The organism is Nocardioides endophyticus, assembly GCF_039543845.1.
Classification (GTDB): Bacteria; Actinomycetota; Actinomycetes; order Propionibacteriales; family Nocardioidaceae; genus Nocardioides; species Nocardioides endophyticus.
This window is the reverse complement of sequence record NZ_BAABKN010000014.1, coordinates 197,329-212,088: the sequence shown is the minus strand read 5'-3', so window position 1 is coordinate 212,088 and position 14,760 is coordinate 197,329. Positions and strand designations below refer to the sequence as shown.

At 70.6% G+C, this 14,760-nt stretch carries 20 protein-coding genes; 6 read left to right on the top strand and 14 right to left on the bottom strand.

The features are described 5' to 3' along the window. The first annotated feature begins 78 nt into the window (after positions 1-78). The 3 genes from rsmA to ABEA33_RS11215 are packed head-to-tail and all read left to right on the top strand — an operon-like array spanning position 79 to position 3,651. Positions 79-957: a 16S rRNA (adenine(1518)-N(6)/adenine(1519)-N(6))-dimethyltransferase RsmA gene (gene rsmA, locus ABEA33_RS11225; RefSeq protein WP_345526863.1), complete on the top strand. Its 879-nt coding sequence runs from the start codon at positions 79-81 to the stop codon at positions 955-957. Continuing rightward, positions 954-1,868 (top strand): 4-(cytidine 5'-diphospho)-2-C-methyl-D-erythritol kinase, encoded by a 915-nt coding sequence (locus ABEA33_RS11220; RefSeq protein ID WP_345526862.1) that lies wholly within the window; start codon positions 954-956, stop codon positions 1,866-1,868. The genes rsmA and ABEA33_RS11220 overlap by 4 nt, the downstream gene beginning before the upstream one ends. Continuing rightward, positions 1,861-3,651, top strand: coding sequence for an ABC-F family ATP-binding cassette domain-containing protein (locus tag ABEA33_RS11215; protein ID WP_345526861.1), 1,791 nt, complete (start codon positions 1,861-1,863; stop codon positions 3,649-3,651). Before ABEA33_RS11220 ends, ABEA33_RS11215 begins: the two co-directional genes overlap by 8 nt. A 46-nt stretch (positions 3,652-3,697) precedes the next feature. Here the strand turns inward: ABEA33_RS11215 and ABEA33_RS11210 are convergent, their stop codons facing one another. Next, positions 3,698-4,186 (bottom strand): MarR family winged helix-turn-helix transcriptional regulator, encoded by a 489-nt coding sequence (locus ABEA33_RS11210; protein ID WP_345526860.1) that lies wholly within the window; start codon positions 4,184-4,186, stop codon positions 3,698-3,700. Between the two features lie 65 nt (positions 4,187-4,251). Here ABEA33_RS11210 and ABEA33_RS11205 point away from each other — a divergent pair, with 65 nt between their 5' ends. Then, complete coding sequence (locus ABEA33_RS11205) at positions 4,252-5,022, top strand: trans-aconitate 2-methyltransferase (RefSeq protein WP_345526859.1); 771 nt, start codon at positions 4,252-4,254, stop codon at positions 5,020-5,022. Between the two features lie 57 nt (positions 5,023-5,079). Here the strand turns inward: ABEA33_RS11205 and ABEA33_RS11200 are convergent, their stop codons facing one another. Both ABEA33_RS11200 and ABEA33_RS11195 read right to left on the bottom strand, forming a co-directional pair. Further along, entirely contained in the window at positions 5,080-5,253 is a 174-nt protein-coding gene (locus tag ABEA33_RS11200) for a hypothetical protein (RefSeq protein WP_345526858.1), read from the bottom strand. Further along, positions 5,250-6,095, bottom strand: coding sequence for a patatin-like phospholipase family protein (locus ABEA33_RS11195; protein WP_345526857.1), 846 nt, complete (start codon positions 6,093-6,095; stop codon positions 5,250-5,252). Before ABEA33_RS11195 ends, ABEA33_RS11200 begins: the two co-directional genes overlap by 4 nt. A 317-nt stretch (positions 6,096-6,412) precedes the next feature. On the opposite strand from ABEA33_RS11195, the gene ABEA33_RS11190 reads away from it, so the two are divergent. Beyond that, positions 6,413-6,877 (top strand): hotdog fold domain-containing protein, encoded by a 465-nt coding sequence (locus ABEA33_RS11190; RefSeq protein WP_345526856.1) that lies wholly within the window; start codon positions 6,413-6,415, stop codon positions 6,875-6,877. Here the strand turns inward: ABEA33_RS11190 and ABEA33_RS11185 are convergent. The 5 genes from ABEA33_RS11185 to ABEA33_RS11165 are packed head-to-tail and all read right to left on the bottom strand — an operon-like array spanning position 6,858 to position 11,608. After that, complete coding sequence (locus ABEA33_RS11185) at positions 6,858-8,345, bottom strand: CehA/McbA family metallohydrolase (protein ID WP_345526855.1); 1,488 nt, start codon at positions 8,343-8,345, stop codon at positions 6,858-6,860. The two genes, ABEA33_RS11190 and ABEA33_RS11185, sit on opposite strands and share 20 nt — an antisense overlap. Positions 8,346-8,397: 52 nt before the next feature. Then, positions 8,398-9,243: an amino acid ABC transporter permease gene (locus tag ABEA33_RS11180; RefSeq protein WP_345526854.1), complete on the bottom strand. Its 846-nt coding sequence runs from the start codon at positions 9,241-9,243 to the stop codon at positions 8,398-8,400. Further along, positions 9,240-9,890: an amino acid ABC transporter permease gene (locus tag ABEA33_RS11175; protein WP_345526853.1), complete on the bottom strand. Its 651-nt coding sequence runs from the start codon at positions 9,888-9,890 to the stop codon at positions 9,240-9,242. Before ABEA33_RS11175 ends, ABEA33_RS11180 begins: the two co-directional genes overlap by 4 nt. Before the next feature lies 1 nt (position 9,891). Then, a complete protein-coding gene (locus ABEA33_RS11170) occupies positions 9,892-10,785 on the bottom strand; it encodes a glutamate ABC transporter substrate-binding protein (RefSeq protein WP_345526852.1) in 894 nt (297 codons plus the stop codon). Between the two features lie 46 nt (positions 10,786-10,831). Continuing rightward, positions 10,832-11,608, bottom strand: coding sequence for an amino acid ABC transporter ATP-binding protein (locus ABEA33_RS11165; protein ID WP_425577391.1), 777 nt, complete (start codon positions 11,606-11,608; stop codon positions 10,832-10,834). A 113-nt stretch (positions 11,609-11,721) separates the two neighbouring features. Between ABEA33_RS11165 and miaB the strand changes: the two genes are divergently transcribed. Beyond that, the gene (gene miaB / locus ABEA33_RS11160) at positions 11,722-13,197 is read left to right on the top strand and encodes a tRNA (N6-isopentenyl adenosine(37)-C2)-methylthiotransferase MiaB (protein WP_345526851.1); all 1,476 of its coding nucleotides are present in this window, start codon (positions 11,722-11,724) and stop codon (positions 13,195-13,197) included. Positions 13,198-13,216: 19 nt separating this feature from the next. On the opposite strand, the gene ABEA33_RS11155 is transcribed toward miaB, so the two are convergent. The 6 genes from ABEA33_RS11155 to ABEA33_RS11130 are packed head-to-tail and all read right to left on the bottom strand — an operon-like array spanning position 13,217 to position 14,749. Continuing rightward, positions 13,217-13,492: a hypothetical protein gene (locus ABEA33_RS11155; protein ID WP_345526850.1), complete on the bottom strand. Its 276-nt coding sequence runs from the start codon at positions 13,490-13,492 to the stop codon at positions 13,217-13,219. Next, a complete protein-coding gene (locus ABEA33_RS11150) occupies positions 13,489-13,761 on the bottom strand; it encodes a hypothetical protein (protein ID WP_345526849.1) in 273 nt (90 codons plus the stop codon). Before ABEA33_RS11150 ends, ABEA33_RS11155 begins: the two co-directional genes overlap by 4 nt. A gap of 10 nt (positions 13,762-13,771) precedes the next feature. After that, positions 13,772-14,245, bottom strand: coding sequence for an NUDIX hydrolase (locus ABEA33_RS11145; protein WP_345526848.1), 474 nt, complete (start codon positions 14,243-14,245; stop codon positions 13,772-13,774). Beyond that, a complete protein-coding gene (locus tag ABEA33_RS11140) occupies positions 14,242-14,394 on the bottom strand; it encodes a hypothetical protein (protein WP_345526847.1) in 153 nt (50 codons plus the stop codon). The genes ABEA33_RS11145 and ABEA33_RS11140 overlap by 4 nt, the downstream gene beginning before the upstream one ends. A 9-nt stretch (positions 14,395-14,403) precedes the next feature. Beyond that, positions 14,404-14,607: an antitoxin gene (locus ABEA33_RS11135; protein ID WP_345526845.1), complete on the bottom strand. Its 204-nt coding sequence runs from the start codon at positions 14,605-14,607 to the stop codon at positions 14,404-14,406. 1 nt (position 14,608) lies between these two features. Further along, positions 14,609-14,749, bottom strand: coding sequence for a hypothetical protein (locus tag ABEA33_RS11130; protein WP_345526844.1), 141 nt, complete (start codon positions 14,747-14,749; stop codon positions 14,609-14,611). Positions 14,750-14,760 lie beyond the last annotated feature (11 nt).

Below are 14,760 nucleotides of genomic sequence, written 5' to 3'. Positions count from 1 at the left end.
TGGTCGGACCCTACCTATTCCGGTGCTGGCGAAGTCCGGAAATCGGGAACCGCCGTCGCGCTGACTACGCTGGCGACCATGTCCGAGACCCCCGCCGTTCCGCGCCTGCTGGGCCCGGCGGAGGTGCGTTCGCTCGCGGCGCGGCTGGACCTGCGTCCGACCAAGCAGCGCGGCCAGAACTTCGTGATCGACCCCAACACCGTGCGGCGGATCGTGCGTGAGTCGGGCATCACCGCTGACGACGTCGTCCTGGAGGTCGGCCCGGGACTCGGTTCGCTCACGCTGGCGCTCCTCGAGGTCGCCGGACGGGTGGTCGCGATCGAGCTCGACGACAAGCTGGCGGAGCTGTTGCCGGAGACGATATCGGCGTACGCCCCCGACCAGGTCGACCACTTCCAGGTCGTGCACGCCGATGCCCTGCGCGTCGATGCCGTGCCCGGCCCGCAGCCGACCGCGCTGGTCGCCAACCTGCCCTACAACGTGTCGGTGCCGGTGCTCCTGCACCTGATGGCGCTGCTGCCGTCTCTGCGGCATGGGCTGGTCATGGTGCAGGCCGAGGTGGCCGACCGGCTGGCCGCCGCCCCCGGCTCCAAGGTGTACGGCGTCCCGTCGGTCAAGGCCGCCTGGTACGCCGACGTACGCCGGGCCGGCACGATCGGTCGCAACGTCTTCTGGCCGGCGCCCAACGTCGACTCCGGGCTGGTCGCCTGGACGCACCGACCGCCGCCCACCACGACGGTGTCGCGCGAGCGGGTCTTCGCCATCATCGACGCGGCGTTCGCCCACCGCCGCAAGGCGTTGCGCGGCGCACTACGCAACATCGCTCCCGGTGACGCCGTCGACGCCGCCCTGGCGGGGGCGGGCATCGAGCCGCTCACGCGGGGCGAGACACTGACCATCCACGACTTCGTCCGGCTGGCCGAGGCACTGCCGGACCACCAGGAGCACCACGCATGACGTTGGGCAAGACGTTGACGGTCCGCGCGCCGGCCAAGATCAACCTCCATCTCGGGGTCGGGGCCCCGCGGGAGGACGGCTTCCACCCCCTCACGAGCGTCTACCAGGCGGTCGGCGTCTACGACGACCTCACGGTCGAGGATGGCGACAGCTGGTCGGTCGACGTCACGGTGTCCGACTGGATGGATCGTAGCCACGTCCCGCTCGACGGCGACAACATCGTCGACCGGGCCGCCGCGCTGCTCGCCGGGCATCACGGGCTGGCCGTGAGCGGGTCGGTCCACATCGACAAGGCGATCCCGGTCGCCGGCGGGATGGCGGGCGGCTCGGCCGACGCCGCCGCCGCTCTGGTTGCGCTCGACCGGCTCTGGGAGGCGAACACCTCCGATGACGACCTGCTCGCGCTGGCCGCGCAGCTGGGCAGCGACGTGCCGTTCGCGCTGGTCGGCGGCACCGCCCTCGGCACCGGCCGAGGCGAGGTCGTGGAGCCCGTGACCGACACCGGCACCTGGTGGTGGGTCCTGGTGCCGTCGCCGATCGGCCTGTCGACGCCGGAGATCTACCGCCACTTCGACCGGCTGTTCCCGGACGCCCCCGCCGTACCCCCGATGCCGGAGCCGCTGCTCGCCGCCCTCGAGGCCGGCGACCCGCACGCCCTCGCGGCGGCCCTGCACAACGACCTGCAGCCCGCGGCGCTCGACCTCCGCCCGGACCTCGCGAAGCTGATCGCCGCAGGGGAGTCGGCCGGAGCGCTGCGCGGCGTCGTCACCGGCTCGGGTCCGACCTGCGTCTTCCTCTGCGAGTCCGCCGACCAGGCCCGCGAGACGGCGGCAGAGCTGCGCGCCGCGCACGACGTCGTACTCGTCACCACAGGCGCTGTCGCCGGAGCGCACCCGGTGTCCTATGTCTAACCTCCTCAACCTCGAGCGCGTCTCCAAGTCGTACGGCGTCCGCCCGCTGCTCACCGAGGTCTCGCTCGGCATCGGCGTCGGTGAGCGGATCGGCATCGTCGGCCGCAACGGTGACGGCAAGACGACCCTGCTCGAGGTGATGACCGGCATCGAGGAGCCCGACTCCGGCCGCGTCTCCCAGCAGCGCGGCCTGCTCATCGGCTACCTCCACCAGGGCGACGAGCTCGACGACACCCACACCGTGCGCGAGGCCGTGCTCGGCGGTCGCTCCGACCACGAGTGGGCCGCCGACTACCGGATGCGCGAGATCGTCGAGGTGCTGCTCGCCGGGGTCGCGCTCGACCGGGCGGTCGACGGGCTGTCCGGCGGTGAGCGGCGCCGGTGCTCCCTGGCGGCGCTGCTGCTCGGCGACCACGACCTGATCGTGCTCGACGAACCCACCAACCACCTCGATGTCGAGGCCGTGGCCTGGCTGGCCCAACACCTGGTGAAGCGCACCTCCGCGCTGGTGGTCGTCACCCACGACCGATGGTTCCTCGACGAGGTCTGCCAATGGACCTGGGAGGTCCACGACGGAGCGGTCGACGCCTACGAGGGCGGCTACGCGGCGTACGTGCTGGCCAAGGCGGAGCGCTCCCGTCAGGCGTCGGCCTCCGAGATCCGCAGGCAGAACCTGGCCCGCAAGGAGCTGGCCTGGCTGCGCCGCGGCCCGCCGGCGCGGACCTCGAAGCCGAAGTTCCGCATCGACGCCGCCAACGCGCTGATCGAGGACGTGCCGCCACCGCGGGACCGCCTCGAGCTCCAGAAGTTCGCGACCCAGCGGCTCGGCAAGGACGTCATCGACATCGAGGACGCCGATCTGGTCCGCGGGGAGCGCACGCTGCTGAAGCACGCGACCTGGCGCCTCGGCCCCGGCGACCGTGTCGGCATCGTGGGCGTCAACGGGGCGGGCAAGAGCTCGGTGCTCAACCTGATCTCGGGTGCGCTCGCACCCGCGGCGGGCAAGGTCAAGCAGGGCCGGACGGTCGCGCTGCGGCACCTGACCCAGCAGCTCGACGACCTCGACCCCGACGGCAGGGTGCTGCCGATGGTGGAGTCGTTCCGCCGGGTCACCAAGACCGCGGACGGCAGCGAGATCACGGCGACGTCGATGCTGGAGCGCTTCGGCTTCACCGGCGACAAGCTGACCGCCCGGATCGGCGACCTCTCGGGCGGCGAGCGGCGCCGCTTCCAGCTGCTGATGCTGCTGCTCGACGAGCCCAACGTGCTGCTGCTCGACGAGCCCACCAACGACCTCGACATCGACACCCTCAACGTCCTCGAGGACTTCCTCGACGGCTGGCCCGGGACGCTGATCGTGGTCTCCCACGACCGCTACTTCCTCGAGCGGGTGACCGACTCGGTGTGGGCGCTGCTCGGCGACGGCCAGATCTCGATGCTGCCCCGCGGCGTCGACGAGTACCTCGAGCGTCGTCATGCCGGGCTTGCGTCCGGCCAGCCCGACGTGGGCTCGGCGTCGCAGCAGGCCGCCGATGCCACGGCCACCAAGGCGAAGGCCAAGATCGGGGGCGCCGAGGAGCGGGCCGCCCGCAAGGCGGTCTCGCGGATCGAGAAGCGGCTGGCGCGGATCACGGTCGAGGAGACTCAGATCAACGCCGAGATCCTGGAGCACGCGCAGGACTACGAGAGGCTCGCCGGGCTCAGCGCCCGGCTGACGGCGCTGGCGACCGAGAAGGACGAGCTCGAGCTGGAGTGGCTGGAGGCGTCGGAGCTGCTCGAGTAGCCGGCTCGCATCAGTCGGCCCGGTCGGCCCGGTCGGCCCGGTCGGCTCAGTCGGCGAACGGCGCGAGCAGGGTCCGCAGCAGCGCGGCCAGCCGCACCCGGTCCTTGTCGGGCAGCTCGGCGAGGAAGGTCTGCTCTGCTTCGAGGAGCTTCTCGAAGGCGCTGTCGACGGCGACCTTGCCCTCGGGCGTGAGTCGCACCAGGACGCCGCGGCGGTCGCGGGGGTCGGGCAGCCGCTCGACCAGGCCACGGTCGACCAGGCGGTCGACGCGGTTGGTCATGGTGCCGCTGGTCACCAGGGTCTCGCGCAGCAGCTTGCCGGGGGAGAGCTCGTACGGCGTACCGGCTCGGCGCAGCGCGGCCAGCACGTCGAACTCCCAGGACTCGACCTGCGCCGCGGTGAAGGCGTCGCGGCGAGCCAGGTCGAGGTGGCGACCCAACCGGCTGATCCGGCTGAACACCTCGACGGGCGCGAGGTCGAGGTCGGGGCGTTCGGCCGCCCAGGCCTCCACCAGCTCGTCGACCTCGTCCCGCATGGGGCGAGCGTAGCGGATACATCGAGAATCTTGACATCAAGATACTACGAGCGCACGATGACGAGGTGAGCCACACCTGGGACCCCGACCGCTACCTCACGTACGCCGACGAGCGCGGCCGGCCGTTCGTGGACCTGATCGCGCGCGTCGCCGCGGCCGATCCGCGCACCGTCGTCGACCTGGGCTGCGGCCCCGGCAACCTCACCGCGCTGCTCGCCGATCGCTGGCCGGGCGCCTCCGTCGTCGGCCTGGACTCAAGTCCCGAGATGATCGCCAAGGCGCGCGGCGCCGACAGTCGCGTCACGTTCGACGTCGCTGACCTGCGCCGGTGGACGCCCGCGGCGCCGGTCGACGTGCTGGTCTCCAACGCCACCCTGCAGTGGGTGCCCGGGCATCTCGACCTGCTGCCCGCCCTGGTGCGTGCGGTCGCGCCCGGCGGCTGGCTCGCCTTCCAGGTGCCCGGCAACTTCGGCGAGCCGAGCCACACGATCCGCGACGAGCTCGCCGGGGAGGCGCCGTACGCCCAGCACACGGCCGGTGTCGCGGTCCCCATCAGCCACGACCCCGCCGTCTACCTCGACGCGCTTGCCGGACTCGGATGCACGGTCGACGCCTGGGAGACGACGTACCTCCACCTGCTCGCCGGCCCTGACCCCGTCTTCACCTGGGTCTCCGGCACTGGCGCGCGTCCGACGCTCCAGGCGCTCCCCGACGACCTGCGGCCCGGCTTCGAGGCGGAGTTCAAGCGTCGGCTCGCGGCGGCGTACCCCGAGCACGCGTACGGCGTCGTGCTGCCGTTCCGCCGGATCTTCGTGGTGACGCGGGTGTCGGGCTAGCCGCGGGACGTCATACGGACGGAGCAAACGGACGCACTGTCCGTATGACGTCCGCCGCTACTTGCCGGTGATCGCCTTGCGGCCGAGCACCACGACGCCGGCGCCGAAGAAGCCGATCAGGCCCCAGCCGAGGGCCGCGCCGCCGTCGTAGGTGAGCAGCACGATGCCGCCGACGACCGGGACGAGGCAGAGGAGGGCGACGAACAACAGGCCCCAGCTGACGTTGCTCATGAGCTCCAGATCTCTCGTGCGAGCGGCGCGACCACGGCGGCCTGGGCCCGGCCGGCCCGTGCTGACGCCGCCCGCCGGGCGGGGTCGAGCACGTTCTTGCCGATCGCGGCCACGGAGTCGGCGTCCGGGGAGACGGCGAGGTGCGGGATGGACCCGAGCAGCTGGCCCGCCGTCCGCATCCGGCCGATGGCGCGGTCGACCGGGGTGAACGCGAGGACCCGGTCGCAGTCGGAGACCACGTCCGCGTTCGACCCCGACCTGGCACCGCCGTCGATGTAGAGGCGTCCCGCGATCGGGACGGGTGGGTAGACGCCCGGCACAGCACAGCTGGCGGCGACGGCCTCGACCAGCGAGATGCCGTCGGCGTCGCCGAAGATCCGGAGGCTGCCGCTCGTGACGTCCACGGCGGTGACGATCAGCCGTCGGTCGCCGGCCCACTCCTGGATCGGCAGCCGCTCGCGGATCGCCGCGAAGCGCTCCTCCAGGGTGGGCGTCTTGCCCGCGGCGGCCCGGCGTACGGACCACTGGCCGACGAGGCGCCCGAATCTGTCGAGGTCACCCCGAGCGCGCACCATCGACCAGGCGAAGCCGGCCAGCACTCCCGGCCCGATCGTCGCGAGCGGCGCGGGCTTGGGCGTGGAGACCTGGTAGGCGAAGAGGTCCTCGAGCGTGATCCCGGTCGTGATCTGGGCTCCGACCACCGAGCCGGCCGAGGTGCCGATCACGGCGTCCGCCGTGGTCACGTCTATGCCGAGATCCTGGAGCCCGAGGAGCAGGCCCGTCTCCCAGGCGATCCCGGTGATCCCGCCGCCGCCCAGCACCAACCCGCGTCGAAGCGTCATGGCTGTGACGCTACTGGGCAGGCACCAGCGCGAGGCTGTCGAGGTCGCGGATCGCCGCGCAGCCAGACCATCGACGAAGATGTCGGTCGCGGGTCCGCAGAGCTCGGCCATCAGCGACGCGTCGTCGGGGCCCGGAGCCTGATCTGGAGGCCCTCGACGTCGAGCAGCGTCGGGTCGCACCAGCGCGGGCCGTGCAGCCCGGCCAGGTTGACCACGGCGTTCCGAGCCTGCGCGGCCGAGCGGCCGGTGAGGCGGTAGCAGCCGGAATTGACATGTGTCAGGTGCGCCTCGAAGTTACCAACGGGTAATGTGGTGGCATGAGCCAGGTCCTCACCCTCTGGAACAAGGCCACCGTGCTACCCCTCGGCCAGCGGGTCTTCTCGTTCCTCTTCGCCCGGAAGGCGCCGTACTTCGCCTCGATCCGGCCGCGGTTCCTCACCCTGGAGCCCAACCGCGTCGAGCTGCTGATCCCGAATCGGCGACGGGTCCACAACCACCTCAAGAGCGTGCACGCGATCGCGCTGTGCAACGGGCTCGAGGCTGCGATGGGGGCGTTGGCCGAGGCGACGATCCCGGCCGACAAGCGCTGGATCCCCAAGGGGATGGAGGTCGCCTACACCGCCAAGGCGACCGGCGACGTCACCTGCATCGCCGAGACCGAGCCGGAGCAGTGGATCGCGGAGAACCCTGACGTGCCCGTCCAGGTGCGCGGCGTGCTCGCCGACGGGACGGTCGTCATCGAGGGCGTCATCCGCCTCTGGGTCACCCCGCGGAAGCGGTGAGGAAGATCGGGTTCGTCAGCGCGACCATCGGGTCGGTCGGCGACGCGGCCTGACGGACCTCGGCCCGCACGAACGCCGTACCGCCGGGCACGACCGCGTCGAGCACGAGCTGGCCGGCCGCGTCCGCGGTCGCCGTGCCGTACGTCGCCGTACCCGGTCCGATCAGCGTGGCGACGCAGCCGGTGGCGACGCCGGTGACGCGCAGGCGTACGGCGACCGGGTCGCCGATGAGGCTCGGCAGTCGATCGCCGCACGAGACCGGTGTCCCTCCGTTCAGGGTCGCGGTGAACTCGAGCTGGACCGCGGACGAACCGGCGATCCAGGAGTGGCCACCGCGGTAGCCCGCGATGATCGCGGACGTGGACAGGCTGGAGGCCCGCACGATCGTCTGGGCGAGCCCGATCTGCTGGGACTGCTTGTGGGTGTCGGAGTTGCCGACCGCCGGCTTGAAGGTGCCGCTGCTCAGCAGGGCGTGCCACTGCGCGACCGTCGTCTGGTCGTCACCGCTCCACGGACCGTTCCAGACCTCGATCGCGTCCACGTCGGTGAAGCCGAAGCCCCAGCCGTTGCCGCCGCCGACCTGGTTGGGGTGTGCCGCGATGGAGAGCCCGCCGACCGAGCGGACCTGCTCGGTGAAGCGAGCGAGCTTGCCGTCCTCGGGCCGGTAGCGCCAGTCGATCCAGGTGCCGGCGGGCAGTCCGGTCGCCAGCCAGTGCCCGGACCGGGTCGTGACCTCCTCGCCGGAGATGACCAGGAAGTCCCGGGGGACCATGCGGCCCCAGGTCCGCGTCGCCGAGGAGGTGTTGTGCTCGGAGGTCCCGATGAAGTCGAGCCGGGCGGCCTTCGCGTACTTGAGCACCTCCCGCTGGGTCTGGGAGCCGTCCGAGTGGACGGTGTGCACATGCAGGTCGCCGCGGTACCAGTCGGCGCCCTTGCCGGGCACGGACGTCGGGGCGGGCGACGGCTTGAACTTCGGCCCCCGCTCGCCGAAGTGGAGGGTGACCTCGACGCGGTACGGCGTACCGGCCCCTTGGAGCTGGTAGGGGCCGAGGGCGATCCGCCAGCGACCGGGCGTGATCGGCCCGGCGAGGTAGCCGGGCGTCGCCGAGGTGCGGCTGATGGAGAACGAGCGCCGCGCGCCGCCCGACCAGCCGCGGAAGCCCTTCGCGTTGCCGAGGCCGGCACCCGCGTTGTCGAAGATGCCGATGTCGACGACGTTGAACGAGGTGCCGTAGCCCGTGTCGATCGGCTCGAACGAGTACTTGACCGAGATGCGGGTGACGCCGTGCGGCACGGTGAACGGCAGGTAGTGCCAGTCCGGGATGTTGCCCCGGAAGCGGCCCTTGAAGACCTTGGTGCGCTTGCGCACGCCGGCCGAGGCGGGCTCGAAGGTGACGAGGGCTGCGGTGGTGGCGACGCCTGCTCCGGCGAGCAGGAGGGCGCGGCGATCGAGGTGTGCGTCGGTCATGGTGGAGACAGGATGCGCCATCCCCTGCGGAGCCGCGCAACGAACCCCCGAATCAGAGGCCGCCCCTGCCGGCACTCTCCCCGGCCGCCGCTCCGATCATCGGGACGACGAGCTTCTGCTCCCCGACGTACTTGCGCTGCACCCAGGTGGCCAGGGCGGTCAGCACGAGGTTGCAGAGGATGTAGATCGCGGACAGCACGACCGCGGTCTGGAACTGGTTGCCGAACTCGATCCAGATCCGGCGGCCCACCGTCGTGAGGCCGGGAGCGAGCACGTAGAAGCCGAGACTGGTGTCCTTGAGCGCCACCACGCACTGGCTGATGATCGCCGGGATCATGATCTTCACCGCCTGCGGCAGCTGGATCTGCATCATCACCTGCGTCTTGCGCATGCCGATGGCGTACGCCGCCTCCGCCTGCCCCTTGGGCACCGCGAGGACGCCTGCGCGGAAGATCTCGGCCAGCACCGCGCCGTTGTAGAGCGTCAGTCCGACGACGACCGACCAGTAGGGGCTCAGCCGGAGAGGGCCGAGGAACAGGAAGATGATCAGCAGGAGGAGCGGCACGGCGCGGAAGAACTCGACGACCAGCCACGACGGCACCCGGACCGCGCGATGGTCGGAGAGCTTGCCGACACCGAGGACCGCGCCCAGCACGACCGCGAGCAGCACGGCGAGCGCCGCCATGGCGAGCGTGTCGAGCAGTCCCTGCCAGAGCACCTCGATGTAGGCGGGCGTCAGGAAGGGCTCCCAGAGCTCGTAGGCGAGCTCTCCGTTGTCGTTGAGCACCTTCAGGAACCACGCTGCCAGGGCCAGCAGTGCGAGGCCGGCGACGACGGCGTACATGCGGTGCCGACGGCGCGTGCGCGGCCCGGGGATGTCGAACAGGACGGAGGTCATCGGGCGGCCCTCCAACGGCGCTCGAGGCCGATCGCGCCGACCGAGATCAGCTCGACGAGCACGATGTACAGGGCCGCGAAGACCACGAAGATGACCGTGTCGTCGGCGCTGTTGTTGCTGAAGTAGCGCATCCGGCCGGTCAGCTCCATCAAACCGAAGACCGCGGCGATCGAGGTGTTCTTGGTCATCGCGATCAGCACGCTCGCCAGCGGCGGCACGCTCGCGCGGTAGGCCTGGGGGAGCACCACTGAGCCCATCGTCTGCCCGAAGGTCAGGCCGATCGCCCGGGCTGCCTCCGCCTGTCCCAGCGCCACGGCATTGACCCCGGACCGGACGGCCTCGCAGACGAAGGCAGAGGTGTAGACGCTGACCGCGATCACGCCCTTGACCAGGAAGGGCGTGCCCACGAACCAGCCGATGTTGGGCGCCGCGACGAAGACGAAGACGAAGACGAGCAGCAGCGGGGTGTTGCGTACCAACGTCACGTACGTCGTCGCCGCCGCGCGCAGCACCGAGACAGGGCCGACGCGCATCGCGGCCAGCACCGTTCCGAACAGGAGCGAGCAGAGGCCGGACAGGACGGCCAGCTGGATGGTCAGCCAAAACGCCTGGAGCACCAGGTCGGACTGGTCGATCAGGTCCTCCATGTCAGGCGGCGGGGCACTCGTCCATCGCGGGCGGGTCGGGCGTCTCCACCCCGGACTGGCCGAGCGTCGCCTCGAACGCGGTCGCCCAGTCGCCGTCCTCCTGGGCGTCCTTGAGCGTGTCGGTGATCCACTCGCACATCTCCGGTGAGTCCAGCGAGTACCCGACGCCGTACCGCTCCTCGGAGAAGGGGTCCACGACGACCTTGAGCTGGTCGGGGTTCTCCGCCGCGTAGCCCAGCAGGATCGCGCCGTCGGTGGTCATCGCGTCGACAGTGCCGTTGAGCACCTGGTCGACGCACTCGGAGTAGGTGTCGAAGCCGCGCGGCTTGGCGCCCTCGGCCTCGATGTTCTCCAGTGAGGTCGAGCCGGTGACCGAGCAGACCTCGGTGCCCTTGACGTCGTCGAGGCTGTCGATGTCGCTGTCGGCGCCCACCAGCAGCTGCTGGCCGGTGACGTAGTAGGGCCCGGCCTGTCCGACGACCTCGCGTCGCTCGTCGGTGATCGAGTACGACGCGATGACCAGGTCGACCTTGCCGTTCTGGATGAACGGCTCGCGGTTGTCCGAGATCGTCTCCTCCCAGGTGATGTCGGCGGCGTCGATGCCCAGATCGGCGGCGAGGATCTTGCCGATCTCGGGGTCGAATCCCTTCGGCATGTCGTCGGTGGCGCCCTTGAAGCCGATCCCCGGCTGGTCGAACTTCACGCCGATCGTGATGTTCCCGCTCTCGGCGAGCTCCTTCATGCGCGTGCCGTCGTCGAAGTCGTCAGCGGCGTTCTCCTGGGCTTCCACGTCGGGGCCGTCGTCGCTGTCGTCGTTGCCCGCGTCGCCGCACGCTGCGAGCGCCAGCGCCATCCCGGCCGCGGCGAACGCCGCCTTGATCCGTAGGTACTTCATCTGTGTCTCCCTTTTCCCGAGTGGTGCCACATGTCAGTGCCGGAAATCAGTGCTTGAGGATCTTGTCCAGGAAGTCGCGCGCCCGGGCGGTCTCCGGGTTGGTGAAGAACTGCTCAGGAGTGCCCTCCTCGACGACCGCGCCATCGGACATGAAGAGCACCCGGTCGGCCGCGGTGCGGGCGAAGCCCATCTCGTGGGTGACGACGATCATCGTCATCCCGCGCCGCGCGAGGTCGACCATCACGTCGAGGACCTCCTTGATCATCTCCGGGTCGAGCGCGGAGGTCGGCTCGTCGAAGAGCATCAGCTTCGGCTCCATCGCCAGCGCACGGGCGATGGCCACGCGTTGCTGCTGGCCGCCGGAGAGCTGCGCCGGGTACTTGTTGGCCTGCTGGGCGACACCCACCCGCTCGAGCAGCTGCATCGCGCTCTTCTCGGCCTCCTGCTTGCCGATGCCGCGGACCTTGATCGGGCCGAGCGTGACGTTCTGCAGGATCGTCTTGTGGGCGAAGAGGTTGAAGCTCTGGAACACCATCCCGACCTCGGCGCGGAGGTTGGCGAGCGCCTTGCCCTCCTGGGGCAGCGGCTTGCCGTCGAGGCTGATCGAGCCCTTGTCGATGGTCTCGAGACGGTTGATCGCCCGGCAGAGCGTGGACTTGCCGGAGCCGGAGGGCCCGATCACGACGACGACCTCGCCGCGGCGTACGGAGATGTTGATGTCCTGGAGGACGTGCAGGTCGCCGAACCACTTGTCCACGTGGTCGAGCACGACCAGGGCGTCCCCTTGCGTGGTGGCGGCGGGGTCGGACTCCAGCGTCGTCATGCACCGAGAGACTATCCACGTATCACCCGATCCGGCTATGGGTGCCTGGGGTCGGAGGGTCGATGTCGTGCGATTCCGTGCCGAGCGACCGGGCGCCGTAACCTTGGACCGTCATGAGTAGCGCACGCACGTACGAGGTCCGCACCTACGGGTGCCAGATGAACGTCCACGACTCCGAGCGCCTCACCGGGCTGCTGGAGGGCGCCGGGTACGTCGCGGCCCCCGCGGACGCCCAGGCCGACGTGGTCGTCTTCAACACGTGCGCGGTGCGTGAGAACGCCGACAACAAGCTCTACGGCAACCTCTCGCACCTGGCGCCGATCAAGGCCGCCAACCCGGGCATGCAGATCGCCGTCGGCGGCTGCCTGGCGCAGAAGGACCGCTCGACGATCACCGCCAAGGCGCCGTACGTCGACGTCGTCTTCGGGACCCACAACATCGGCTCCCTTCCTGTGCTCCTGGAGCGGGCGCGGGTGATGGAGGAGGCGCAGGTCGAGATCCTCGAGTCGCTCGAGGTCTTCCCGTCGACGCTGCCGACCAAGCGCGACTCGGCGTACGCCGCCTGGGTGTCGATCTCGGTCGGGTGCAACAACACCTGCACGTTCTGCATCGTCCCCGCACTGCGCGGCAAGGAGAAGGATCGTCGCCCCGGCGAGATCCTGGCCGAGGTCGAGGCGCTGGTCGCCGAGGGCGTCTCCGAGATCACCCTGCTGGGCCAGAACGTCAACGCGTACGGCGTGGAGTTCGGCGACCGGCAGGCGTTCTCCAAGCTGCTGCGCGCCTGCGGTGAGATCGAGGGGCTCGAGCGGGTCCGCTTCACGAGCCCGCACCCGGCCGAGTTCACCGACGACGTCATCGAGGCGATGGCCGAGACACCGAACGTGATGCCCTCGCTGCACATGCCGCTGCAGTCGGGCTCCGACAAGGTGCTCAAAGACATGCGCCGGTCCTACCGCCAGGCGAAGTACCTCGGCATCATCGAGCGGGTCCGCGCCGCTATGCCGGAGGCCGCGATCACGACCGACATCATCGTGGGCTTCCCGGGCGAGACCGAGGAGGACTTCCAGGCGACGCTCGACGTCGTCCGCGAGGCGCGCTTCTCCGGGGCGTTCACGTTCCAGTACTCCAAGCGGCCCGGCACTCCCGCCGCCACGCTCGACGACCAGATCTCGCCCGAGGTGGTCAAGGACCGCTACGAGCGGCTCGCGGCGCTGGTCAACGACGTCGCCTGGGAAGAGGGCAAGAAGCTGGTCGGCCGCCGCGTCGAGCTGATGGTCTCCGAGGGTGAGGGCCGCAAGGACAAGGCGACCCACCGCCTCTCGGGCCGCGGTCCCGACAACCGGCTCGTGCACTTCACCCCGCCCGAGGGCGTCGACGTTCGCCCGGGGGACATGGTCACCGTGGAGGTCACGTACGCCGCCCCGCACCACCTGGTCGCGGACGGCCCGGCGACCGCCGTACGACGGACCCGCTCGGGCGACGCCTGGGAGGCCAGGAACGCGGCCCCGGCGACGCCCGCCGGCGTCACGCTCGGCATGCCGACGCTCGGCGTACCCGCCCCGCTCCCGGACGCCCCCGCCTGCCGCTGACTCGCGCCCAGGTCGAGGCTCAGTCTGAGCGCGGGTCCTGGTCCGAGTAGCCCGCCTTGGGCGGGATGCCCTCAGGGTTCTCCTCCGGGTTGCCCGGCGACTGCTCGGGGAGTGTCTCCTCGTCGGGCTCGCGCTCGTGCTCCGAGACGTCACGCAGCCCGTCGGTCGCGGTCTGGCCGGGCCCGGTGGGGCCGACCCGCTCGCTGCTGACCCCCATCCCGCCGGCGGCTCGCTCCGGTCCGCTCGACCCGGGCGTCGAGGACTGCAGCTCCTCGTCGCTGTCGTCGCCGTTCATGCCGGCGACTCCTTCTCCGGCTGGTGGTCGGTCTCGCCGCCGCTGCCCGTCGCCGTGGCCTCGGTGGAGGTGTCCTCGCTGTCGGAGACCCCCTTCTTCACGGTCTCTGGCGCCTTGTCCTCGAGCGCCGGGTTCTCGTCGGCGGTGAGGTCGGGGATGGCGATCGGGCCGCTGTCGTCCTGGAGGGCATCGACACCCCCGGGGTTGGGCTCGCCGGGCTCGATGACCGGGTCGGGCATCGGGCCGAGGTCGGTGTCGTCGGACGTCACGGGGGGTCTCCTAGAAGCCGAAGGTGGAGTACGCCGTGGTGGTACCCGTTCGCAGCGCCTCCAACACCGACAGCTCGTGCGGCACCACCGGGTCGGGCAGGGCGTCGAGCGGACACCAACGCAGGTCGGCGGCCTTGTCGGGCTCGATGATCCGGGGCTCGCCCGTCCACGAGCGGGCGGTGAAGAAGAAGTCGACGCGCTCATCGATCGGCTCGTCGTGACGAGTGCGCTGCATCGACGTCACGAACGACAGGTCCAGGTCGGCGACGCCGAGCTCCTCGCGCGCCTCGCGTTGCGCGGCGTCGTACGCCGTCTCGCCCCTCTCGATGTGCCCGGCCGCGGCGGCGGCCCAGTGGTCGTCCATGTAGCCGGTGTTCTGCCGCAGTTGCAGCAGCACCTCCGTCCCGGTGTCGCCGTCGCGGAGCAGGAAGACGTACGCCGCGGGCACGACCACGAAGCGGCCGTGCGCTGGAGCCTGCGTCACTCCTCGTCCTCGTCGTCGTCCTCGAGGTCATGCGGCGTGGTCTCGGCCTCGCCGGTCGCGTCATAGATCGTGCCGGTCTCGTCGGAGAGGACCTCGTCCTCGCCGGGGGCCTCGTCGAGCACCGGCTCTTCCGTGTCGAACTCGCTCACAGCTTCACCTCAGCGGATGTCGTCGTTCTTGCCGTCGAGCTTGTCCAGGGCGTCCTTGGCCTTGTCGGCACCGCTCCGGATCCTCTCGCTGTGCTTGCCGCCGGTCTTGCCGTCCGCGAGGTCGGCAGCCTTGTCGATGCCGCTGGCGATCTTGTCGCCGTGCTTGTCCACGGCGTCCGAGACCGTGTCCTTGGCCTTGTCGAAGAAGCTCATCTCACTCACCTCCTGAGCCGTCAGATGGTTCGTCGAGCGACGTCTCCGCATTCTCCTCCTGCTCGCCGGCAGGTCGCGTGGCGTCGCGCTCGTCGGGCAGCTCGCTCTCGTGCTCTCCGGGTGGCTTCGAGGTCTGACTCATGTTTGCCACAC